Origin of the sequence: Streptomyces sp. NPDC048420 (genome assembly GCF_040651535.1) — a bacterium.
In the GTDB taxonomy this organism is placed as follows: Bacteria; Actinomycetota; Actinomycetes; order Streptomycetales; family Streptomycetaceae; genus Streptomyces.
This window is the reverse complement of record NZ_JBEZKG010000011.1, coordinates 308,862-330,524: the sequence shown is the minus strand read 5'-3', so window position 1 is coordinate 330,524 and position 21,663 is coordinate 308,862. Positions and strand designations below refer to the sequence as shown.

Below are 21,663 nucleotides of genomic sequence, written 5' to 3'. Positions count from 1 at the left end.
AGCTTGTTTTCCGTTGTGTGTGGAGACCCCCACACCGCAGAGAACTCATCGGTGAGTTCGTGTCAGGCCACCCGGTGCGGCGGGCCGTTAGGCTGGGCGGTGATGCAAGAACAGATGATCGAACTGCGTGGCGACTGCGAACAGTGTTTCGGACTGTGCTGTGTCGCCCTGCCCTTCGCCGCCTCCGCGGACTTCGCCCTCGACAAGCCGGCCGGCACCCCCTGCAGGAACCTCCGGGACGACCACCGGTGCGGCATCCACGCGAGACTGCGGACCGAGGGCTTCACCGGATGCACGGTCTACGACTGCTTCGGCGCCGGCCAGAAGGTCTCGCAGGTCACCTTCGGCGGCCGTGACTGGCGCACCGGACCCCGGGACGACGCTCGCCGCATGTCCGAGGTCTTCCCGGTCGTGCGCCAGCTCCACGAACTGCTCTGGTACCTCACCGAGGCGCTCACCCTGCCCGCGGCCCGCCCGGTCCACGACGACCTGCGCCGCCTGCTGGAACGGACCGAGGCGCTCACCCGGGAGACCGCCGAGGAGCTCACCGCACTGGACGTGCCCGCGCACCGGCAGGAGGTCAACGTCCTCCTGCTCCGGACCAGCGACCTGGTCCGGGCCGGCACCAAGGGCAGGAAGAAGGACCGCAGGAACGCCGACCTGATGGGCGCCCGCCTCAAGGGCGCCGACCTGCGCGGGGCCACTCTCCGCGGGGCCTACCTCATCGCGGCCGACCTCACCGGCGCCGACCTGCGCGGCGCGGATCTGATCGGCGCCGACCTGCGCGACGCCGATCTCACGGACGCGGACCTGACCGGCGCGTTCTTCCTCACCCAGCCCCAGCTGAACGCGGCCAAGGGCAGCGCCGGCACCAGGCTGCCGGACTCAGTCACCCGCCCGGTGCACTGGACAGCGTGACTCCGAGGCCGGAGCCTCGTCGGGTTCCGTCACCGGGGCAGCCGTGGCGCTAACGCCCTTCCGCCGCTCCAGGTGCAGTCGCAGCCCCTCCGGCATCAGCGTCAGCCGCTCGGTCACCGTGAGCCGGTAGTCCGGGTCGGCCCGCAGCTCGTAGCGGCGCAGCAGCAGACCGAGCACCAGTGTCGCCTCGTGGAGCGCGAACTGGCGCCCGATGCAGGCCCGCGCCCCGGTGCCGAAGGGCTTGAAGACATGCGGGGGACGCGACCGTACGGCCTTGGGGTCGAAGCGGTCCGGGTCGAACCGCTCGGCGTCGGCGCCCCACACCTCGGGATCACGCTGGAGCATCGGCGTCAGCACCAGCGTCCACGCACCGCGGCGCATCGGATGCCTCCCGGCCAGCACCGTGTCCTGGACGGCCTCCCGGGCGAACGCGGGCGCCGTCGGCCACAGCCGCAGCGACTCGTCGAGGACCCGGCGCACATAGCGCAGCTTCGCCACCTGGTCGTAGCCGGGCGTGGCGGCGGAACCCCACACCCGGTCCACCTCCGCACGCGCGCGTGCCGCGACCTCGGGGTGGCGGGAGAGGTGGTGCAGGGCGAAGGAGAGCGCGCCCGAGGTGGTCTCGTGGCCCGCCACCAGGAAGGTGATGACCTGCCGGCGGACGTTCTCCGGAGACAGCCGCGCACCGGTCTCCGGGTGGGCCGTCTCCAGCATCCGGTCCAGCAGGTCGCCGTCCCCGCTCTCGGCGCGCCGGGCCCGGACCAGGTCGTCGACCATGCGGTTGAGGTAGGCGATGTCGGCCGCGTTGCGCTCCGCGGCCCGCCGTAGAAGAGCGGGAAACGGAACGGAGTTGAGCCGCTGCGCGTAGGTCAGGGTGCCCACCATCGCGGTCACGAAAGGGTGCGGCTGCTCCCGCTCGAAGGAACCGAAGTCATGGCCGAACCCCGTCCGCGCGATGGTCTCCAGGGTCAGCTTGGTCATGTCCCCGGGGACGTCCACCGAGCGGCCCGCCGCCAGCTCACGGTCCCAGGCGTCCGTCAGCCGCCCGGCCACGGCCAGCATCATCGGGTGGTAGGCCGCCATCGCCTCCCGGCTGAAGCCCGGGGCCAGCACGTCATGCGCCAGCTGCCAGTTCGGTTCGTGGTTGTACGCCGTGAACAGCCCGTCCCCGGCGACCGGCCGCAGGTTCGCGACCCCGAGACCCACATGCTTGGCGAACCGTGACTCGTCCGCCAGATCCGCCACCAGGTCGGCGCCCCAGGTGAACACGAACTCCCGGTTGAAGACCTTGCGCCGGTAGATCGGCCCCAACTGGCGGGCGAAGCGCAGGGAGTCCTGGAGCGGAGTCGCCCGGTTGGCGCCCAGCACGTCACCGAGCAGCGGGAGTCTGCGTGGCGGATGCGGAATGCGGTGCAGCTCCGGCCAGCCCAGCTCGGCACTGCGGAAACCCCTCGGCTGCGCGGCCCTTGTCGTCGTCTCCGCCATGACGAGATCTCCCTTGGTCCAGCGGCAGTTGAGCGCGTTGTACGTGGGTTCAATAACGCGCCTCAGTCTGATCCCGTTGTTGAACCGACGTCAAGTAAAGTGCGGGCATGGCCGGGAAGCAGGGCGAGCGCACGCGCCGCAGGCTCAGCACCGAGGAGCGCAGGGAGCAGCTCCTGTCGGTGGGGGCGAGGCTGTTCTCGGAGAGTCCGTACGACGAGGTGTGGATCGAGCAGGTCGCCGAGATCGCCGGGGTCTCGCGCGGGCTGCTCTATCACTACTTCCCGACGAAGCGGGACTTCTTCGCGGCGGTCGTCGAGCGCGAGAGCGAGCGGATGCTGGCCATGACCGCGGCGGTGCCCGGCATCCCGGTCCGCGAGCAGCTCACCGCCGGGCTGGACACGTATCTGGAGTACGTCCACGCCCACGCGCACGGCTTCCGCGCCTTCCATCGCGCCGACGCCGCAGGGGACCAGGCCGTGCGCCGGGTCTACCAGCGGGCGCTGGCCGTGCAGGAGCGGCAGATCCTGGCGGCGCTGGTCGCGGACCCGGAGTTCGGGCCGTCTGCGGGGGAGCGCCCCGATCTCCAGCTCGCCGTCCGCGGCTGGCTCGCCTTCACCACCGCGGTCTGTCTGGAGTGGCTGCGGGGCTCGGACCTCTCCCGGGAGCAGGTGCGGGAGCTGTGCGCCCGGGCACTCCTGGGTGTTCTCAAGCCCTGACCGCAAGTCGCATGTCCGTCGCCCGTCCCAGGCTTGGCTTCGCCGCCGATCTTCGATAGGTTAGGCAAGGCTTACCTAAGGAGGCAATGGATGGGTGACAGCCAAACCTGGACGGCCGCGCCTTCCGCGGCGGAACACGCCCGGTCGGTGCTCGCCGCCTCGTGGTCCTGCGCGGTGACCGCCGAGGGCGGCCGCGAGGAGTTCGTCGGCGCGCACAGCGTGGCCGAGGACGGGCGGGTGACGCTGGACGTGCCCGAGGACAGCACCCTGCTCACGGCCGCGATCTGCGCGCCCCGCGGCGAGCCGTCCGCCGTCCTGGAGTTCGCCGACGTGGCACCCGTCCCCCTGCGCAACCGTATCCGCGCCCGACTGTGGATCGCCGGCTGGTTCGTCCCCGGGGACGGCGAGCGGCGGCTGGAGTTCAAGGCCACGCGCGTGGTGCTGCGCCGCCCCTCCGGTGCCGTCGTCGTCGACCTCGACGAGTTCGCCGCGGCCGAGCCGGACCCGCTCGCCACCGCCGAGGCCCGGCTGCTCACCCACCTCGCCGACTGCCACCCCGACGCGATCGAGCGGCTCACCCGGCTCGTCGACTCCGGCAGCCTGCACGGCGCCGTCCGGGTCCAGCCCCTCGCGGTCGACCGGCACGGACTGACGCTGCGCATCGAACGCACGCGCGCCCACGGGGACGTACGCCTGTCCTTCCACGCGCCCGCCGACGACGTCGCGCGGCTCACCGAGCGCATGCACGTCCTGCTGACCCGGGCGAGCGCCGCGTCCTGCCCGCGTGCCCTACAGCGGCAGCGCACAGACGGCGACGGGTGACGCGAACGGCTCGCCGGTCGGCCGCAGTTCACCGCTCGCCCGGTTCACGTGGAAGACGCTGACGGTGCTGGACTTCTGGTTCGCCGCGAAGAGCAGCGTTCCGTCCGGCGAGAAGGCGATCTGCCGCGGGAAGTCACCGGCCACCGGGACGGTGTCGAGCAGCCGGAGCCGGGCGCCGTCCGCCTCCACCGCGTAACGCGTGAGGCTGTTGTGGCCGCGGTTGGCGAGATAGGCATAGGAGCCGTTCGCGGTGACCAGGAGCTGCGCCGGGTAGCTGGTGCCCGAGCCCGTGCCCGTGGACTGCGCCGCCCCGACGGAGAGGCGGCCGGTCTTCCGGTCGTAGGCGCAGACCGCCACCGTGTTGTCGACCTCGTTGGCCAGGTACGCGTACCGGCCCCCGGGATGGAAGGTGAGGTGGCGCGGCCCGGCACCGGCCCGGGTGTGTGCCCGCGAGACCTCCGTGAGCGCCCCGGTCCGTTCGTTCAGGCGGTAGCTGTAGATCGTGTCCGTGCCCAGGTCCACGGCGAGCACATGGCCGCCGTCGGGACTGGTGAGGAACTGGTGGGCGTGCGGGCCGTCCTGGCCGGGACCGGGCGCCGGACTGGAGTGCGTGACCGTCTCCCTGCGTTCGCCGAGCGCTCCCGAGGAGTCGATCGGGTGCACGGCCACACTCCCGGAGCCGTAGTTCGCGCTGAGCAGCCAGCGCCCGCCCGGATGCACCGACAGATGACACGGCCCCGCCCCGCCGGTGCTCCGGCTTCCGAGGACCTTGCGGTCGGACAGGCGGACAGCGGTCACCGCACCGGCGTCCTGCTCGGCGACCGCGTACAGCGTGCGGCCGTCGGGGTGCACTGCGAGGTACGACGGGTTGGTGACGCCGGTGAGCGTTCCGGTGCCTTTGATACGGCCGCTTTCGGCGTCGTAGGTGGCCAGGCCGATGCCGGTGCCGCCGCCCTCGACGGAGGTGTAGGTGCCGAGGTAGAGGGGGCGGGGGCCGGTCGGGGCCGGGCTGGAGGGTGCTTTCGACGGGCCCGGCGAGGGACTGCCGGGCGCGCTCCCGGAAGCCTCCTGGGCCGCCGACTCGGACGACGACCCCGGCGAGGACGAGCAGCCCGCGGCCGAGGCCACTCCCGCGAGAACGCCGACGAAGCGGCGCCTGCTCCAGCCGCCGTTCGCATGGCCCATGCCTGCGCACCCCAAGTGATCGTTCGTCTCGGTCGTGAACAGCCACCTTCACCCGGATCGCTCGCCCCATGCAACCCGGGGCGCCGCGCGCCCGCTACCAGTCGCCGTCCGCCACCGGCTTGCCCGGCGCGTCACCCAACGGCTTGACCTGGTCTGATGTGGGCTCCTGCCAGGGCTCGTGATCGTCCCCGAGCCAGTCGCCGACCGGTTTCACGCCCTCCAGAACGTCCGTCGCGGCGAGATCCTCGGCGTCCTGGTCGTAGTAGTCGTACCAGGGCAGCCCCGCGCTGGTGTAGGCGGCCCGGTCCACGGGGGACGGCGGGGGAGCCTCGCCGGTGATGCGGCGCCACTCGGGCGGTGTCACCAGGTGCACGAAGACGCGTCCGGCCGGGGTGTCGGCCCAGTCGGACAGGGGACGCTCGTCCCGGTAGACCTCCTGGCGCATCGAACCGCCGACGCCGAGCCCCATCGCGGGAGCGCTGCGGGGTGCCGCCGCCGGCGCGGGCGCGGCCACCGCCATGGGCATGGCCGCTCCGTACCCCATGGCGGGCCCGCTCGCCGACCGCAGCCGCCGCTGCGCCTCCCGCCATCCGGCCAGCCGTTCCTCGGTCAGCGCGAACGACTGCAGCTGTACGCCGCCCCACACCTCCTCGCCGGTGACCTGCCCCTCGACGGTCGCACCCAGCCCGAGCGGTACCGCCACGAACTGGCGGACCGTGCCCTTGCCGGAGTTGATGCCGTCCAGCCAGGGCTGGCGGGGCAGCACCACGTAGTTCTGCGGGTCCCGGGCCAGGCGGTTGCTCCAGGGCCTGCCGGAGACCGCGCACACCTTGCCCACCCCGACCTGGAGGGCGGCGGGCTCCGTGGTGCTTCCGAAGCTGAGCCACATCGCCTCGCGCAGATACACCGGCAGCATCACCCCGCCGCGGGCCCGCCACTGCTCCGGCACGGTGTCCGGGTAGTCGGAGACCCGGCGCACCGGGAACTCGCCGAGCCCAGGCGGCAGCGGATGCGTGCCCGTCTCGGGCAGCCGCAGGGTACGGATGAACCGCACCGCCGCACCGCCCGGCAGTCGCAGTGTGTTCCCGTCGATCCGCACGCTCGTGTCGCTCATCGGCCTGCCCCCTTGCTCGCTGTGCCTACCTCACCCAGAACGACGGGCGAGCGCCTGTCGGTTCCTGCGCCACTGCTCCTGGAGCCGGGTCAGATGAGGCATCCGCTCGCGCTGCTCGCGGGCGGCCCGGTCCAGCTCCTCCAGGAGGCGGCGCGAGCGGTGCTCGGTGTCCAGTTCGTCGAGGATGCGGTTGACCTCGGTGAGGACCGCGCCGTGCAGCTGCCAGTGCCGGGAGTCGCGCTGGATCTCCTCAAGGAGCAGCTGGGCCAGCTTGTCCCGGGTCGCCGAGGCCTGGCGCAGCTCGGCGGTGAGCCGGGCCTCCGCGGACTCGGCGCTCTCGCTGGCATGGGTGGTGACCAGCACGGCGAAGCTGACCACCGCGTCACCGATCTCCGACAGCAGCCGCTCCACCGCGCGGCCGGTCTCAGGACCGAACAGCGGCTCGGGGGCCTGCCCCTCGTCGGCCAGGTCCGGTTCCTCCGCGAAGGGGTCGCGTTCCTTCGCGAGGTCGGTGAGGGTGCGGGCGAGGACCCGCAGCACGACCGTGCAGATCTCCAGCGTGTCCAGGCCGGTGCGCAGCACCACTCGGTGCAGCAGGCCCTCCTTCACCCTGGGGTTGAGCTTGAGGCTGTCCTCGGCCTGTTTGAGGGCCGCGTCCACCTCGACGATGTCGTGGTCGAGTTCGCGCGCCTCGTACAGCCGGGCCGTCGCGAGCTCCACGGGCGTCCGGCCCGCGGCTTCCTCGCCCATCCGCAGCATCAGCCTGCGCAGCCGGCGGGCCAGGCCCTCGATCGACTCGCCCGCCTCGTCCACCCACACCGGGGGAGCGAGCAGCAGATTGCAGGCGAGCCCGACGACCGCGCCGATCAGCGTCTCCACCACCCGGGCCCAGGCGGTGTCGCCGACGGTTGTCACCCCGAGGACCAGCATCGCGCTGATCGCCACCTCGGGCACGAACTCCTCGACCCGCACCAGCCGCCCGACCACCAGCGAAGCCACGATCAGCAGGGCAAGACTCCACCAGGTCAGACCCACCAGCAGGCTGAAGGCGATGGCGACGAGAACGCCGGTCACCACCGAGTTCACCCGGCGGATACCGGTGGTGAGCGTGGAGTAGAGGGTGACCTGGACGACCAGCAGCGCGGTCAGGGGTGCGGTGAGCGGCGCGGCCTCGGGGCTGAGCCGCAGCGCGATGACGTACGCGATCGTCGCCGCGGCCGCCGACCGCAACGTCTGCACGACCACGGGGTCCCGGCGCCGTTTCACAAACCGCACCAGGGACGCCGTCCACTCCCGTACATCTCGCATCCTCAGTGTGTTCCTCTTCCCACAGAAGCGTCCGGTGCACTCATTGCGGACCGTATCCGTCCGCGAGCGTGCCCACCTTGTGGGGTGGGGCCGGTCGGCGGCAAGAGGAGAGGGCAGTGACGGCGGACACCGCTGGTTCACCGCGTGGCGGCGGCCCGGCTGCGGGAGCGGTAACCGGCGATCTTCGCGAGGTTGCCGCAGCGGTCCATCGAGCACCAACGGCGGCGCCGGGCCTGGGAGTCGTCCAGGAACAGCAGTGAACAGGCCGGGTTCTCACACTCCTTGACCCGCTCCAGGAGCGGACCCCGCACCAGGAGTACGGCGTCCCGCGCCACCGTCGCCAGGGCTGCGCGGGCCGGACTGCGGGCCGTCCAGCGGGCCGGGCCCAGTTGGGGCGCGAGGTCGGGCTGCGCGGCGGCCGCGTTGACCCGCTCGACGTCGGCCGGGGCCGGCTCCTGTCCGGCCATCGCGGTGCGGACCAGGCCGTACACGGCCTCGCGCAGTTGCCGGGCGTCCGTCAGGTCGCGCGCGGTGACCCGCACCGGGCCCTCGCCGACGGCCAGCTCCGCCTCCGAGAACCAGCGGGCGAGGGCAGCGGGGTCGGGGATCCGCTCCAGCGGTGTGGTGTGCCGTTTGCCGAGGGTGGCCGCGAAGTCGAGACAGGGGCGACCCCCGATGAACGGGAACGCGAGGGCCGGGTCGGCGGGGGAGGAGCTGCCGGTCATGCGTCGAGCGTACACCGGTTCATGGGGTGTCGGACCGGTGTGCCCACCCTCTTGACACCGGTTGAGGAGGTGTCGGATGGTGACACCACTTCAACCGGTGTCGGTCGCTCGGGCGGCTGTGGCAGAGAGCGGGTGCGGGATGCGCGCGGTACGGATCGATGAGTTCGGCGGACCGGAGGTACTGGTGCCGGTCGAGGTGCCCGACCCGGTGCCGGGCGCCGGGGAGGTACTGGTGCGGGTCGCCGCCGCCGGGGTGAACCGGGTGGACGCCCTGCTCCGCGCCGGCCGCTACCACCGGGCCGGGCGCCCACCGCTGATCCCGGGCGGCGAAGCGGCGGGTGTCGTCGTCGAGGTGGGGGAGGGGGTGACCGGGTTCGCCCCCGGGCAGCGGGTGATGGCCCTGGACGGCGGCAGGTCGTCCGGCTTCTACGCCGAGTTGGCCACGGTGTCCGCCGACAACGTGGTCGAGCTCCCGGACGGCCTGGACCTGACCCGGGCGGCCACCCTGCCGATCGCCTGGCTCAGCGCCTGGTACTGCGTGCGCCGTCTCGCCCGCGTCTCCAAGGACGACACGGTGGTGGTGAAGGCGGCCGCGAGCGGCGTCGGCACCGCGGCCGTGCAGATCGCCGCCGAGGCCGGGGCGCGGGTCATCGCCCTCGCGGGCTCGGCCGAGAAGGCCGCGTGGGCGGGGGAGTTCGGCGCCGACGTCACCGTCGACACCTCCGCCCACCCCGACGAGGCCGAGGTCGAGGAGGTGCTGCGGCTCACCGACGGGCGCGGCGCCGAGGTCGTCCTCGACACCGTCGGCGGACAGGCGTTCGGGCGCAGCCTGCGTGAAGTGGCCTACGGCGGCCGGGTCGTCGCTCTCGCCAACGTCGCCCTGGAACCGAGCACCGTCGACACCCGCGACTTCTATCCCAAGAACGCCTCGATCCTCGGCTTCCAGCTCACCAACCTGCAGATCCACGGCTACGACCCGCGTCCCGACCTGCGGGAACTGGCCGAGCGGGTCGCCGCCGGCGCCTACCGCGTGCCGATCGAGACCGTCGTACCCCTGGAAGAGGCGCGGGCCGCCCATGAGCGGCTGGCGCGGCGCGACAACCGGGGCAAGATCGTGCTCGCTGTCGGCCAGTGACTCGTCAAATCGGATGCGGGCGGCCTTGTCGATGGGTGATCATCCGGTGAGTCGTGGGTAGGAGGCGCCGGTGAGTCCCGTCGGATCAGCACGAGCGCGGGCCGCGCTGAGTCATGTGGCGGCCGTCTCGGAGGGGCCGGCCGTCGCACCGGACCTGCGTGTCACGCTGAACTTCCACCCGGACCGCCTGACACGCGGCCTGCCCCTCCTCCAGGCGCTCGCCCAGGACGGCGTCTACCACTCGCAGTTCGTCACCGGCACGAGCAACGGCGGACTGACCGCGCATCCCGGCGGCGACCGCTGGCGCTGGGAGAGCCGGATCTTCGGCGGCGCCTACGACGACGCGGACGCGCACGAGCGGCCGGTGTACGGCGCGCTGAACTTCCGCCGTCAAGTGGTGGGCGCCGCCCCGCGGTTCGGGTCCTCGCACTTCCGGCTGACCGGCGAGCCCCTCGCCCGCGCCACCTTCTGCTATCCCGACAGCGCCGCCGAGCCGGTCCACTTCGGCGTCGCCACCGGCATGTCCCTGATCGCCCTCGCGGAGGCCGACGAACAGGACGCCCTCAACGACTACATCGAGGTCCAGGTGCACGGCGGGATCGACCTGGCCCGCGATGTGGAGGCGCTCGTCCTGGACGCGAGCTACCGGAACACCCCCGTCGAGGCGGCGGCACACCTGCTGCCCGTCCCCGTCGAGTGGCATCCCGGCTACCGGATCACCGTCGCCGAACTGTTCCGGCACGCCGACTACCGCGGACCGCAGTACGCGGAGCTGGGCGCGGGCATCGCCGAGGACGGACTGGTCGACCCGCGGATCATCGGTGACGCGGCCCGGACGGGTCGTCACGAACTCCAGGACCTGAAGATGGTGTGGCACACGCTCGCCCGCTTCGGGGCGCCGGAGGGGGCGGGGACGGCCTGCTCGGGGGAGACCGCGGTCGGTCGAAGTCCGGTGGCCAGTACTCCGAGCGGGTAGGCGAGGGATCACGATGGGCCCCCGGCGTCCGGGACGCGTTCCGTACCCTGTTCCGGGACCAGCGGTGGCCGGACGGACCGGTGCGGGACGGGCGGTACGTGGAGGACGTGTACGCCGCCGGGTGACGGAAGGGGCGGAACCTTGGTGGACTCCTGGGAATGGGCTCGGCGTGTGCTGGAGGGCGCGGGCCTCGACCCCGACCGGCTCGCCGGCCTCCGGCCGTTGAGCGGCGGCACCTACAACACCGTCGAGGAGATACGCCTCACCGACGGCATCCGGTACGTCCTCAAGGTCCCGCCCGCGTCCACCGTCCCCGGTCTGCGCTACGAGCGTGAACTCCTCGTCTCCGAGGCGGAGTTCTACCGCGCGGCCGCCACCGCCGAGGTCGCGGCGCCGCACGTCGTGGCCGTCGGCGACGGCACCGCCGTACCGCATCTGCTGATGACGGCGTGTCCGGGCGAGCCCTGGGACGCGTCGGTCACCGACGCCGAACGGACCCCGCTGCGCGGGGAGTTGGGCCGCCAGGTGGCCCGGCTGCACACGGTGACCGGGCCGGGCTTCGGCTACCCCTCCGGTGCCCTCGGCCCGCTCGCCCCCGACTGGCGGACCGCGTTCACGAGCATGATCGAGGCCGTCCTGGACGACGCCCTGGACTACGGGGCCCGGCTGCCGCGCTCCGTCGACCAGGTGGCGGACGCCCTCCGGGCCGGCTTTCCCGCCCTCGACGAGGTCACCGCCCCCGCACTGGTCCACTTCGATCTGTGGGACGGGAACATCCTGCTGGACCGCCCCGCGGGCGGCGAGCCGCGCATCGGCGGACTCATCGACGGGGAGCGGATGTTCTGGGGCGATCCCCTCGCGGACTTCGTCTCCCTCGCGCTGCTCGGGGACATCAAGGACGACCAGGCATTCCTCGCGGGGTACCGAGAGGCGGGCGGCCGGGCCGAGTTCGATGTCCCCGCCCGTCTGCGCCTTGCCCTCTACCGCTCCTACCTCTATCTGATCATGCTCACGGAAACGGTCCCACGGGCGGTGGACCAGGACCACGAACGCTGGGTCCAGGCGGCGGTGGCACCGGAACTCGTCGCAGCCCTGGACGAGATCGAGGCCCTCGCCCGGATCGCGGGAGCCTGACTGCCCTGACCCTCCGAGTACCTGGGCACAGGCCTGTCCGACCTGATCAACGTCACCGTCGGCGCGGCCGGCCGGGCGGACGGCGGCCCTGGGGGAACGCGGTCCGCGCTGACGTTTCGCCGACCTGCGCCAAGGTACTCGCGCTCCCGCCGAGAACGTGAAGGGAGGACGCCGTGGACCACCGACTCGAAGGACCCGGCGAGAACGGTGATCCCGTCCCGCGGGATCTGCCGGACCAGCAGGCGGGCGAGGGCGAGGACCCCTGGGAGGTCGCCGACGTGCCGGGGGAGGGGGAGCCCGGCCCCGAGGAGACCGGCCCGTCCGACGACGTGCCGGACACCGACGAGGCGGGCACCAGCCGGCAGGGGGCGCCCCGATCGGACACCGTGCACCCGGAGCACCCGGGAGCCCAGGAGTCCTCCGGCTGATCCGTGGGGCGGCCGGGCACCAGCCGCGAGGGGGCGCCCGATCGGACACCGTGCACCCGGAGCACCCGGAGCACCCGGAGCACCCGGAGCACCCGGGAGCCCAGGAGTCCTCCGGCTGATCCGTGGGGGCGGCCGGGCCTCAGCCGACCTGGCGGCCCTTCATCGGCTCCGTCCGCGCCCCGACCCCCTGCTGCATCCCCTGCAGGAACTCCTCGAGCACCTCAGCAGCTGTGTGCTCGGGGTGCCAGCCGAGTTCCGTACGCGCGCGCGTGCAGTCCATCAGGGGCAGCCGCAGGACCGCGTCGAACAGGTGCGGGGACGCGGGCAGCAGATGCAGGCCCCACGCGGCCGCGATCGCCGACCGGGCCGCGGTGCGTGGCAGCCGTACGGGACGGGCGTCGAGCATCCCGCCCAGCATCTCCGCGTCGACGGGCGGCTCGCCCGCCAGGTTGAAGGCGCCCCGGACGTCCGAGTGCACCGCCAGCGCATAGGCCCGGGCGGCGTCGTCGGTGTGCAGGGCCTGGACGCGCAGGCCGGGGATGTCGGGGAGGAACGGCAGCAGCTCGGGCCGGGCCAGCTGACCGGGCAGGAAACGGCCGCCGAAGATGCGTCGCTGCTCGCTCGCCGACTCCCGCTTGAAGAGGAACGCGGGACGCATCCGTACGACTCGGACGGCCGGGTGGTCGCGCTCGAAGGTGTCCAGGGCGCGCTCCAGGTACGCCTTCTCCCGGCAGTACGCGGCGTCCGGCCAGCCGTGCGTCGGCCACGACTCGTCCACCGCGTGCTCCTTCGGCCCCGGAGAGTAGGCGCCGACGGACGAGGCGTGCACCAACGCCGGCACCTTGGCCGCGGCGACCGCCTCGAACACGCGGATCGACCCGAGGACGTTGGTGCGCCAGGTCGTCGCCGGGTCGTGCGTCGGCTGGAACGCCCACGCCAGATGGATCACCGCGTCGGCGTCCGCGAACTCCTCGGCCAGATCGGTACGTTCCGAGGCGAGGTCGACCGCGGACCACTCAGTCCGGGCGGGCGACCAGTCCGGGATCCGCCGGGCCAGGCCCCGTACGGAGCCCACCTCCGGATCCTGGGAGAGAAGGCGCACCACGCTCGTTCCCACGTTGCCGGTGGCGCCCGTGACCACGATCCTGCTGCCGCTTGAAGTGCTCACCTTCGGCTCCTTCGCACCGCTGGGGCGGGGAACCGTCCGAGTACCCGGCCCTCGGCGATACACGCGGTGCACGGCACCGACTCCGGCCACGAGGTGATCACGGGAAAACTCCTCGTGGACTTCCGCGACCACCTGCTCGCGACGCAGGCCGTGCTGCCGGACGGGCTGCGTCTCATTTCGTCGAGGGATACCGGCCGCCGGCCCTCCAGCGGCCTCGGTGCGGTCGGCTGCGGAAGCGGTGCCGACCGACCGGGGCCGACTGGAGGAGTCGGCGAGTGACGACAACGCGGGCTCTGGGGGAGTGCGTGGCGGCCCCCGTCACTCCGGCATGAACCGTCGGAGACCCTGGCGCCGCCGGCTCAGGCGAACGCGTTCACGCCCGTGAGCTCCGCCGACAGTGTCCACAGGCGCTCCGCCTGCTCCGGGTCGGTTGCCCAGGCCCGGACGCCGCTGCTCTCGTCGCCGTCCACGGCGGGCTCGGCGATGTCGCAGTCCTCCAGGTAGACCCCGCCCATCCCCGCGAGCTGGGGCGAGGCCGCCGCCCACACCTGCGTGGCCGCGCCCTGCTCCGGGCTCTTGAAGCCAGTGGGGTTGAGTGGGTTGCCCTGCTCGTCGATCCAGCCGCGCTCCACCATCTCCGCCTTGGCGAGGTGGCGCTGCAGCGGGGTGAGGATGCCGCCCGGGTGGAGCGAGAAGGCCCGTACCCCGCGCTCGGCGCCGAGCTTGTCGAGGTGGACGGCGAACAGGACGTTGGCCGTCTTCGCCTGGCCGTACGCCTGCCACTTGTCGTAGCCGCTCTGCCAGTGGACGTCGTCCCAGCGCATGCCGGAGAAGTGGTGGGCCCGCGAGGACACGGACACCACGCGGGCGCCGCCCGGCTCGATGGCCGGCCACAGCCGGTTGACGAGGGCGAAGTGACCGAGGTGGTTGGTCGCGAACTGCGCCTCCCAGCCGGGCCCGACCCGGGTCTCCGGGCAGGCCATGATCCCGGCGTTGTCGATGACGAGGTCGACCGTGCGGCCGGAGGCGAGGAAGCGCTCGGCGAAGGCGCGCACGCTGTCCAGGTCGCCGAGGTCGAGTGTGTCCAGCTCGACACCGTCGAGACCGGCGAGGGCCTCCTTCGCGGTGTCGGGACGCCGGGCGGGCACGACGACCCGGGCGCCGGCCTTCGTGAGTGCCTTGGTGGTCTCCAGACCCAGCCCGGAGTAGCCGCCGGTGACGATCGCGAGCTTGCCGGACAGGTCGACACCCGCGAGGACGTCGTCGGCGGTGCTGTGGGCGCCGAACCCCGAACCGATCTTGTGCTGTGCAGTGGTCATGCCGGGAACGCTACGAATTGAAGTGCTCTCGAAGTCAAGTCGCGCTGTGGACCACCATGAGGAAGCCCCGACCGGACGGGGGAATCACGGTCGGGGCGGTCAAGTGGTGGGGCATGGATGGCGGTCGCCCTTAGGCGAAAGGCTCCACATGCCCACGGTCTGTTCAACGGGCAACCACCCTTTCGTGTTCCTCCGCAGCAGACGATGCGGGGTGATCCGCGTCACCCCTTCCGGCCGGTCGGAACGGTCTCACTCCACAGGTTCTCGGCCTGGAGCAACAGGGTCCCGAGGACCGTGGTGCCGTCGGCCCCCTGCCCCGCGTGCTCCCGCAGCCCGTCCTGGAGCCGCTCGCGCAGTTCCCGCATCGCCGTCTCGGTCCGGTCGTCCGGGCGCCCGTCTCCTCCTGACGCCAGCAGCCGGTCGCTCTCCGCGTGGCAGGCGTCGCCGATCAGTTCCAGGAGGCGGGCGTACGAGTCGAGCACCGGTCCGGCGGGCGCGATCGGGGCGCGGTCGTCGTCGGCCGCGACGGCCAGGGTCCGGGTGAGCGCGCGGATGTGCCCGGTGACGCGGCTCCAGCGCTCGTCGTCCCGCTCCGGTGGGGCCGGCGCGGGAGGCCGCCGTACGGCACGCAGCGGGGCCGCGGTCAGCCGCAGGCTCTCCCGGCTCCAGCCGCGTGCCGAGCGCAGCGCCTCCAACCGGTGCTCAAGCCGGGCCGAGGCATGTGACCAGTCCTGTGTGTCCCACTCGCCGTCCCGCAGGTCACCGGCTACGGAATGCAGGACGTCACCCGCCTCCCGGGCCAGCGCCGCGAGGTTCTCCCGGACGTCCCGCAGATGGATCGGCGGCAGCACGAACGCGTTCACCGCGAGCCCGATGACGGCGCCGAGCGCTGCCTGTCCCACCCGGTGGCCCACGGAGGCGGCCCCGGCGGCGCCGGTGGCGAGGGTGAACAGCGCGGTGGTGGCGCCGTAGATCCCCTGGTCGCCGAAGCGCGGCCAGTTCGCGAGGAGCATGAGCAGGGGTACCGAAAGCGCTACTGCGCCCAGCGTGTTCCCGGTGAGGGCCAGCGCCATTGACGCCAGCAGGGCCCCGCAACAGATCGCCGCGAACTGCCGCGCCGCCTGCATCAGCGAGCTGTACACAGTGGCTTGCACGAGTACCACCGCGACCCAGGGCGCCATCAGGGCCATCGGATCACCCATCCACACGCCCGCCACGAGCCAGGCGAGGATCGCGGCGGCCGAGGCCTTGAGCGACTGCACGAGCAGATCGCGCTCGCGCCCGGGCCCGTGCCAGGCGGCCCGGGCGGCGCGGCGCACGGCCTGGGCTTCGTTCCGTAGGGCATGCGTCGGCCGGGACCGTGGCCGTGCAGCTTCGATCACACGAGTCATCCCCGGGTCCCGGCCCGTCAAGCCAAAGGACTGTCCGCCAAGGACGCCAACAGCCGGGCCGGATCGGCGTAGATCGCCTGCGCGCCCGCCTCCTCCAGATCGGCGCGGGGGATACCGCCGCACAGGACGCCGACACAGCGCACGCCGGCGCGGGTGCCGGCCTGCATGTCCCAGACGGTGTCGCCGACGAACACCGCCCGCTCGGCGGGCACCCCGGCCAGCTCAAGGGCGTGCTCGACGGGCTCCGGGGCGGGCTTGCCCTCCTCGACGTCGTCGGCGCTCGCGGTGGCCGTGATGGCGTCGTCCGCGTCGATCGCCCGGCGCAGCGCGGACAGTTCCGCCCCGCCCGCCGAGGTGGCGAGCACCACCCGCCAGCCGTCCCGGTCCAGTCGGCGCAGCAGCCGGCCGGCGTCCTGGAGCGCGGGCAGCCGGTCGAAGTACTGCCCGTACAGCGCCTTGTGGGCGGCGCTCAGCTCGTCGTCCTGGTCCTTGTCGCGGTCCTCACCGAGCAGATGGGCGACGAGGTCGTCGGAGCCGAGCCCGATGGCCCGGTGCACGGCGTGCATCGGCACCCGGTGCCCCGCCTGCCGCAGCGCCTCCCACCAGGTCGTCACATGCAGGTGGTTGGTGTCCACCAGAGTGCCGTCGACGTCGAACACTGCCGCCCGTTCCATGTACCGCCCCTTTCCTGTCGTGCCGCCCGGGTACCACGTCAGACGTCCGCCACTCGGGACGGCACCCGGCCCTCCCGGGACCAGGCCAGCAGCTCCTCCAGACCCCAGGTGGTCACGATCCGCTCGGCCGGGACGCCGCACTCCTCCGCCCGCGCGCACCCGAGGATCTGCCAGTCGAGCTGGCCGGGCGCGTGCGCGTCGGTGTCGACGGAGAACAGCACGCCCGCCTCCACGGCCGCGCGCAGCAGCCGGCGCGGCGGGTCCAGCCGCTCCGGACGGCTGTTGATCTCCACCGCCGTGCCCGACTCGGCGCACGCGGCGAACACCTCGTCCGCGTCGAACTCCGACTCGGGCCGCCCCCGCACGGTCACCAGGCGTCCCGTGCAGTGCCCGAGGATGTTCGCGCGCGGATTCCGTACGGCGGTCACCATGCGCCGGGTCATCGAGCGGGCGTCCATGCGCAGCTTGGAGTGCACGGACACCACCACGACGTCCAGACGCTCGAGGAGTTCCCGTTCCTGGTCGAGGGAGCCGTCGTCGAGGATGTCGCACTCGATGCCGGTCAGCAGGCGGAAGGGCGCCCAGGTCTCGTTCAGCTCCGCCACCACGTCCAGTTGCTGTCGCAGCCGGTCCGGGGAGAGGCCCCGGGCGACCGTCAGGCGGGGGGAGTGGTCGGTCAGCACCGCCCACTCGTGGCCGAGTTCCGCGGCGGTCCGGCCCATCTCCTCGATCGGGCTGCCGCCGTCCGACCAGTCGGAGTGCAGATGGCAGTCGCCCCGCAGCAGCGCCCGCAGCTTCTCGCCGCCCTTATCGCTGTCGCGGGCTCGCTCCGCGCTCGCCTCGCCCTCCAGTTTCTCCAGGTAGCCGGGCACGCCTCCGGCCAGTGCCTCGCGCACCACCTGGGCCGTCTTCGGGCCGAGGCCCTTGAGCGACGCCAGCGACCCGGCCTCCGCCCGCTCGCGCACCTCGTCCGCGGGGAGCCCGGTCAGCACGCGGGCCGCCGTACGGAAGGCGCGGACGCGGTACGTCGGCGCCAGGGACCGCTCCAGCAGGAAGGCGATCCGGTCCAGGGCTTCGACGGGATCCATCGCCACCTCCGCTTCCAGGGTTCACCAGGGCGGCGGGGCCCGCACGACGGGAGAGCGGTTTGTGCCTGAACGAGGCGCTGGGCAGGCTGTCCGGCACGGACTCCCCCAGCTCTCGGCTTCGCTCGACCCGGGGACCCCCATCGCCGAGGACTGCCGGACCTGGCGCGCCACGGTCCTGGCCGCAGTCGCCCTCGCGGTCACCGCTGAGGACGACCGGTCGTCCCCGCGCTCACCCGGCCGGGCGAACACGGGGACTTCGGGCGTCCGGGCACCCAGGGCGCGGTCGCGGCCGCGGTCCTCGCCCTGGGTGGCGGGTGACGTACGGCTCTCCCTCCCGCACATTGCGTTCTACGCTCTATGCATGACCGAAATCGGGAGCCCACACATCGCGAGCCCGCGGATCCTGGTACTCGGGGTCCAGCCGACCACACCGCCCTTCCGGATCGTGGAGATCGACGGGGAGATGGTCGGCGAGGCGAGGACAGTCACCGACGTCCTGGAGGCGGCCGCCGCCTTCGGCATCACGGTCCACGACCTCGACGACCCGGACGTGGTCCGCTGGGTGGGCGGCGACAAGTTCACCTGGACCCGGCACTGACCCACCGACTCAGCCGACCGTCCACTTCGGGTTGACGGCACCCGTGCAGGTCCACCGCTGCGGCCCGGTGCCGGCGGCCGAGCTGCCGCCGGTCACGCCCAGGCACCTGGGATTCCCTACGACTTCTTCGCCGGCTTGTGCACGGCCCGGCTGAGCCGCCGCCCCAGCAGCAGATAGCCGATCAGAGCACCGGACGTGTTGAGGATGACGTCGTCGATGTCGAAGGCCCGCCCCTCCACCAGCGCACCCTGCGCGAACTCGACCAGCAGCATCACCACGGCCGTCAGCAGCAGGATCCTCAGCAGCCCGCGGGTCTTCGGGGCGATGATCGGAACCAGGATGCCGAACGGGACGCCCAGCAGGATGTTCCCGCCGATCTGCTTGACCGCGTCCCGCATCTCGGGCTGGTCCAGATAGGCCCTGAGGGAGGCGCCGGGATGCAGGTTGGTGTGGGTCAGGTCCACCGACGCGGGCGAGGGCTCCAGGGTCAGCCGGGCCAGCACCACGGCGAACGCCACCATGAACGCGAACGCGAACACCATCGCCACGAAACGGACGACGAGGGAGAGCGGATTGCGCCGAGGGCGGGCGGGCTTCGCCGCGCGCTCGGTCTTCGCGGTGGCGGTGTCCGACCCCGCTCGCGAACGTGACGGCGCCCAGGCCATTGGGTTCTCCACTCTTCCACTCTTCAACTTCCCTCTGTCGTAAGGCGATTACCCCTCAACGGCCCGACAATGCCGCCGCGCCCCAACCGGCCCCGGTTTCTCTTCGTACGGTCGGGGCACTCCGGGCTGAGAACCGCGCGCGTCGCCACCGCACGCCGGCCCTGACCCTGACCGATGTCGTCGTAGGTGCCACGGTCACCGCCCTGTTGCTCGCCCTCGTCGTGCAGATCTCCAAACGGCACGGCACGGTCGACCCCGACGAACTCTCCGAGCTGCGCGGCTGATGGACGCACTGCTGCCCCTGCTGGTGGCCGTACCGCTGCTCGGCGCCGCCCTGCTGGTCGCCGGCGGCCGCCTGGTGCCCCGGCCCGTCGCCGAGACCGTCGGCTGCCTGGTCTCCGCGGGCACGGCCGCCCTCGCGCTCGTCCTCCTGCTGCACTCCTCCCCGCCCTTCCTGGAGTGGGCCGGCGGCTGGACGCCCGTGGACGGCCGCAGCGTCGGCATCGTCCTGATCGGGGACGGGCCAGGGCTCGGCATGGCCGCACTCGCCTCCCTGCTCACCCTGGCGGCGCTGGCGTACTCCTGGCACTACTTCGACGAACCGCCGCACGGCCACGCAGGGTCGTTCCCCGCGCTCCTGCTGCTCTTCCAGGGCGGCATGTGCGGGTTCGCGATCGCGGGCGACCTGTTCAACGCGTTCGTGTGGTTCGAGCTGATGAGCGTCGTGGCGTACGCCCTCACCGGCCACCGTGTCGAGGCGGCCAGGGCGGTGCAGGGCGCGCTGACCTCCGGGGTCGTCACCTCGCTCGGCGCCTACGCCATGCTCATGGGCATCGGGCTGCTGTACGCGCGCACCGGCGAGTTGGGCATGCACCGGATCGGGCGGGGGCTCGACGCGCACGGGCCGCCCGACGCCCTGGTCCTGGCCGCGTTCGTCCTGGTCATGACCGGGCTGCTGGTCAAGGCGGCCGCCGTCCCCTTCCACTTCTGGCTGCCGGACGCGCACGCCGTCGCCCCCACCCCGGTGTGCATGCTGCTGTCAGGGGTGATGGTCGAACTCGGCACCTTCGGCGTCTGGCGCGTGTACGGCACCGTCTTCGCCGGACCGGGGGGCGTTCCGGCCCCGGAGTTCCAGCGCGCCCTGGTGGCGCTGGGTGCCGCGACGGCCGTGATCGGCGCGGTGATGTGCTGGTACCAGCGGCACATCAAACGACTGCTGGCCTACTCGACCGCCCACACCGGGCTCTTCCTCATCGGCATCGGCGTCCTTAAACCCGAGGCCGACGACGGCATCGCCCTGTACGTCCTCGGCCACGCCGGAGTGAAGGCGGCCCTGTTCGCCTGCGCCGGGATCCTCCTCGACCGGTACGGCAGCGTCGACGAGCCCGCGCTGCACGGGAAGGCACGCGAACTGAAGGGCGTCGCCGTGCTGTTCACCCTGGGCGCCCTCGGCCTCGCGGGGCTGCCGCCCCTCGGCACGGCACTCGGCAAGTCCGTCGCGGAAGAGGCCGTAGGAGGTCCGCTGACCGTGCTGTACGTGGCGGCGAGCGCGGTGACCGCGGCGGCGGTCCTGCGGGTCGCCGCCCGGGTCTTCCTGGGCCTCGGTCCCAAGCCCGAGGCCGGGGCCGGATACGAGACGACCGGCTCCGGCGAGCGGCCGGAGACCCGGCACCGGATCGGCCGGATCCCGGACACCATGACGGCGGTGCCCGCCGTGCTGCTCGCCGGGGCCCTCGCCGTCGGCGTGGCCCCCGGCTTCGCGGAGGTGGTGGCCCGTTCCGTGAACGAGACCGGATCGGCGGGGGTGCCCGCCTCCGCCCACTGGACGTCGACCGGAGTCCTGCTGGGTCTGCTGTCGACCCTGCTCGCCGGCGGCCTCGCCCTTCTCCGTGACCCGCCCGAAGCGGTTCGCCGCACCGGACCGGGCGCTGCCGCTACGGCGCCTGCAGTCCGGGCACGTCGGCGACTACGTGGCGTGGGTACTGGTCGGCACCACGGTGCTCGGTGCCCTCACCCTGCGGGCATGATCGGCGGCTGATCAGGTGCCGTAGGTGACCTCGACCTTCTTGAAGCCGAGCGAACCCAGCAGCCCCTTGAGCATGTTGGTGGTGTTGGTCTCGGCCCGCTTGGTCAGCTCGCTCTCCTTCGCCGCCTCGGTGATGTGCTTCACCGCGAGCTTCTGCACGGCCTGTTCGCTGTTGGGGTTGTCGGAGAAGAAGTCGCCGAGCCGGTCGAGCAGACCACGCTGCTTGGAGACCGCGTAGGAGCGGTCGGCGTCCAGCGTGGCCTTGCCGAGCTGGGCGTGCGGCAGATGAAGGGTGGCGGCCGTGCGGTCCCCGTTGACCGTCACGTCGTTCTTGGCCACCTTGCCGAGGTCGACGTAGGCGTCGACGGCGCCCGCCCCGACATACAGGGTGCGGGAGCCGCGGATCGCGTCGGGCAGGAACTTGGTGTCCTTCTCCAGGTCCACGACGACCTGGAAATTGCCGGAGGCGGCGTCGTAACGGCTGATGTCCTGGATGGACTCCAGAAGTGCGGGACCCGAACGGTCATGGGTCTCCGTGCCGAACAGGTCCTTGAGGCCAGGGAGCACGCTGAACCGGATCCCGGCGAAGAACACCACGAGCACCACCACTACGGCGGTCAGTATCTTCGCCCAGCCGGGCATGCGCCTGGACACGCGCCTGATGGGAGTCGTCATGCGACGGCCCTCCTTCCTACTGGCACGGATGCCCAGGGATGACCCCCAAAAGCCCCTGCCGGACCGTCTTGTTGGCTGATTGGGACACTGCCGGTACACACCGGGGAGCACTA

The 21,663-nt window shown here is 72.4% G+C and carries 21 protein-coding genes and 2 pseudogenes; 11 read left to right on the top strand and 12 right to left on the bottom strand.

The window, feature by feature from the left end:
- The first annotated feature begins 102 nt into the window (after nucleotides 1-102).
- On the top strand, nucleotides 103-918 hold the full coding sequence (locus AB0D34_RS22635; RefSeq protein WP_362664053.1) for a pentapeptide repeat-containing protein: 816 nt from the start codon (nucleotides 103-105) through the stop codon (nucleotides 916-918).
- On the opposite strand, the gene AB0D34_RS22630 is transcribed toward AB0D34_RS22635, so the two are convergent.
- Nucleotides 886-2,403 (bottom strand): cytochrome P450, encoded by a 1,518-nt coding sequence (locus AB0D34_RS22630; RefSeq protein ID WP_362664051.1) that lies wholly within the window; start codon nucleotides 2,401-2,403, stop codon nucleotides 886-888. The genes AB0D34_RS22635 and AB0D34_RS22630 overlap by 33 nt on opposite strands.
- A gap of 107 nt (nucleotides 2,404-2,510) precedes the next feature.
- Between AB0D34_RS22630 and AB0D34_RS22625 the strand changes: the two genes are divergently transcribed.
- Together AB0D34_RS22625 and AB0D34_RS22620 are read left to right on the top strand one after the other, a co-directional pair.
- Entirely contained in the window at nucleotides 2,511-3,119 is a 609-nt protein-coding gene (locus tag AB0D34_RS22625) for a TetR/AcrR family transcriptional regulator (protein WP_362664049.1), read from the top strand.
- 90 nt (nucleotides 3,120-3,209) lie between these two features.
- The gene (locus AB0D34_RS22620; protein WP_362664047.1) at nucleotides 3,210-3,941 is read left to right on the top strand and encodes a DUF2470 domain-containing protein; all 732 of its coding nucleotides are present in this window, start codon (nucleotides 3,210-3,212) and stop codon (nucleotides 3,939-3,941) included.
- Here the strand turns inward: AB0D34_RS22620 and AB0D34_RS22615 are convergent.
- The 4 genes from AB0D34_RS22615 to AB0D34_RS22600 all read right to left on the bottom strand — a co-directional run bounded on the left by AB0D34_RS22615 (nucleotide 3,909) and on the right by AB0D34_RS22600 (nucleotide 8,273).
- The gene (locus AB0D34_RS22615) at nucleotides 3,909-5,126 is read right to left on the bottom strand and encodes a lactonase family protein (protein WP_362664045.1); all 1,218 of its coding nucleotides are present in this window, start codon (nucleotides 5,124-5,126) and stop codon (nucleotides 3,909-3,911) included. The two genes, AB0D34_RS22620 and AB0D34_RS22615, sit on opposite strands and share 33 nt — an antisense overlap.
- 94 nt (nucleotides 5,127-5,220) lie before the next feature.
- Nucleotides 5,221-6,240: a hypothetical protein gene (locus AB0D34_RS22610; protein ID WP_362664043.1), complete on the bottom strand. Its 1,020-nt coding sequence runs from the start codon at nucleotides 6,238-6,240 to the stop codon at nucleotides 5,221-5,223.
- Nucleotides 6,241-6,270: 30 nt separating this feature from the next.
- On the bottom strand, nucleotides 6,271-7,548 hold the full coding sequence (locus AB0D34_RS22605; RefSeq protein WP_362664041.1) for an aromatic acid exporter family protein: 1,278 nt from the start codon (nucleotides 7,546-7,548) through the stop codon (nucleotides 6,271-6,273).
- Nucleotides 7,549-7,685: 137 nt separating this feature from the next.
- Complete coding sequence (locus tag AB0D34_RS22600) at nucleotides 7,686-8,273, bottom strand: ABATE domain-containing protein (protein ID WP_362664039.1); 588 nt, start codon at nucleotides 8,271-8,273, stop codon at nucleotides 7,686-7,688.
- A 76-nt stretch (nucleotides 8,274-8,349) separates the two neighbouring features.
- On the opposite strand from AB0D34_RS22600, the gene AB0D34_RS22595 reads away from it, so the two are divergent.
- The 4 genes from AB0D34_RS22595 (at nucleotide 8,350) to AB0D34_RS22580 (ending at nucleotide 11,946) form a co-directional block, all read left to right on the top strand.
- Nucleotides 8,350-9,408 carry a zinc-binding dehydrogenase gene (locus tag AB0D34_RS22595; protein ID WP_362664037.1) on the top strand — a complete coding sequence of 353 codons (1,059 nt, stop codon included), beginning with the start codon at nucleotides 8,350-8,352 and terminating at the stop codon, nucleotides 9,406-9,408.
- A 70-nt stretch (nucleotides 9,409-9,478) separates the two neighbouring features.
- A complete protein-coding gene (locus AB0D34_RS22590) occupies nucleotides 9,479-10,384 on the top strand; it encodes a DUF3626 domain-containing protein (protein ID WP_362664035.1) in 906 nt (301 codons plus the stop codon).
- A 141-nt stretch (nucleotides 10,385-10,525) separates the two neighbouring features.
- Nucleotides 10,526-11,518, top strand: coding sequence for an aminoglycoside phosphotransferase family protein (locus tag AB0D34_RS22585; protein WP_362664033.1), 993 nt, complete (start codon nucleotides 10,526-10,528; stop codon nucleotides 11,516-11,518).
- Nucleotides 11,519-11,691: 173 nt separating this feature from the next.
- The gene (locus AB0D34_RS22580; RefSeq protein WP_362664031.1) at nucleotides 11,692-11,946 is read left to right on the top strand and encodes a hypothetical protein; all 255 of its coding nucleotides are present in this window, start codon (nucleotides 11,692-11,694) and stop codon (nucleotides 11,944-11,946) included.
- A gap of 139 nt (nucleotides 11,947-12,085) precedes the next feature.
- On the opposite strand, the gene AB0D34_RS22575 is transcribed toward AB0D34_RS22580, so the two are convergent.
- Nucleotides 12,086-13,114: an SDR family oxidoreductase gene (locus tag AB0D34_RS22575; protein WP_362664030.1), complete on the bottom strand. Its 1,029-nt coding sequence runs from the start codon at nucleotides 13,112-13,114 to the stop codon at nucleotides 12,086-12,088.
- Between the two features lie 66 nt (nucleotides 13,115-13,180).
- Between AB0D34_RS22575 and AB0D34_RS22570 the strand changes: the two genes are divergently transcribed.
- Nucleotides 13,181-13,393, top strand: a complete 213-nt coding sequence (locus AB0D34_RS22570; protein ID WP_362664028.1) for a hypothetical protein — start codon at nucleotides 13,181-13,183, stop codon at nucleotides 13,391-13,393.
- 80 nt (nucleotides 13,394-13,473) lie between these two features.
- On the opposite strand, the gene AB0D34_RS22565 is transcribed toward AB0D34_RS22570, so the two are convergent.
- The 4 genes from AB0D34_RS22565 to AB0D34_RS22550 form a co-directional block, all read right to left on the bottom strand.
- Entirely contained in the window at nucleotides 13,474-14,433 is a 960-nt protein-coding gene (locus AB0D34_RS22565) for an SDR family NAD(P)-dependent oxidoreductase (RefSeq protein WP_362664026.1), read from the bottom strand.
- 221 nt (nucleotides 14,434-14,654) lie between these two features.
- Nucleotides 14,655-15,824, bottom strand: a complete 1,170-nt coding sequence (locus AB0D34_RS22560) for an aromatic acid exporter family protein (RefSeq protein ID WP_362664024.1) — start codon at nucleotides 15,822-15,824, stop codon at nucleotides 14,655-14,657.
- Between the two features lie 17 nt (nucleotides 15,825-15,841).
- Nucleotides 15,842-16,498, bottom strand: a complete 657-nt coding sequence (locus tag AB0D34_RS22555; protein ID WP_362664022.1) for an HAD family hydrolase — start codon at nucleotides 16,496-16,498, stop codon at nucleotides 15,842-15,844.
- Nucleotides 16,499-16,536: 38 nt separating this feature from the next.
- Nucleotides 16,537-17,586 carry a PHP domain-containing protein gene (locus AB0D34_RS22550; RefSeq protein ID WP_362664020.1) on the bottom strand — a complete coding sequence of 350 codons (1,050 nt, stop codon included), beginning with the start codon at nucleotides 17,584-17,586 and terminating at the stop codon, nucleotides 16,537-16,539.
- A gap of 361 nt (nucleotides 17,587-17,947) precedes the next feature.
- Between AB0D34_RS22550 and AB0D34_RS22545 the strand changes: the two genes are divergently transcribed.
- Complete coding sequence (locus tag AB0D34_RS22545) at nucleotides 17,948-18,184, top strand: hypothetical protein (protein ID WP_362664018.1); 237 nt, start codon at nucleotides 17,948-17,950, stop codon at nucleotides 18,182-18,184.
- Between the two features lie 116 nt (nucleotides 18,185-18,300).
- Here AB0D34_RS22545 and AB0D34_RS22540 read toward each other — a convergent pair whose 3' ends face one another.
- Nucleotides 18,301-18,849, bottom strand: coding sequence for a VanZ family protein (locus tag AB0D34_RS22540; protein ID WP_362664017.1), 549 nt, complete (start codon nucleotides 18,847-18,849; stop codon nucleotides 18,301-18,303).
- A 158-nt stretch (nucleotides 18,850-19,007) separates the two neighbouring features.
- Here AB0D34_RS22540 and AB0D34_RS22535 point away from each other — a divergent pair.
- Both AB0D34_RS22535 and AB0D34_RS22530 read left to right on the top strand, forming a co-directional pair.
- Nucleotides 19,008-19,133: pseudogene (locus AB0D34_RS22535) on the top strand (NADH-quinone oxidoreductase subunit K); the annotation flags it as partial.
- Nucleotides 19,133-20,876, top strand: a pseudogene (locus AB0D34_RS22530) (complex I subunit 5 family protein). The pseudogenes AB0D34_RS22535 and AB0D34_RS22530, both read left to right, overlap by 1 nt.
- 11 nt (nucleotides 20,877-20,887) lie before the next feature.
- Here AB0D34_RS22530 and AB0D34_RS22525 read toward each other — a convergent pair.
- Nucleotides 20,888-21,550, bottom strand: coding sequence for a DUF4230 domain-containing protein (locus AB0D34_RS22525; protein ID WP_362664015.1), 663 nt, complete (start codon nucleotides 21,548-21,550; stop codon nucleotides 20,888-20,890).
- Nucleotides 21,551-21,663 lie beyond the last annotated feature (113 nt).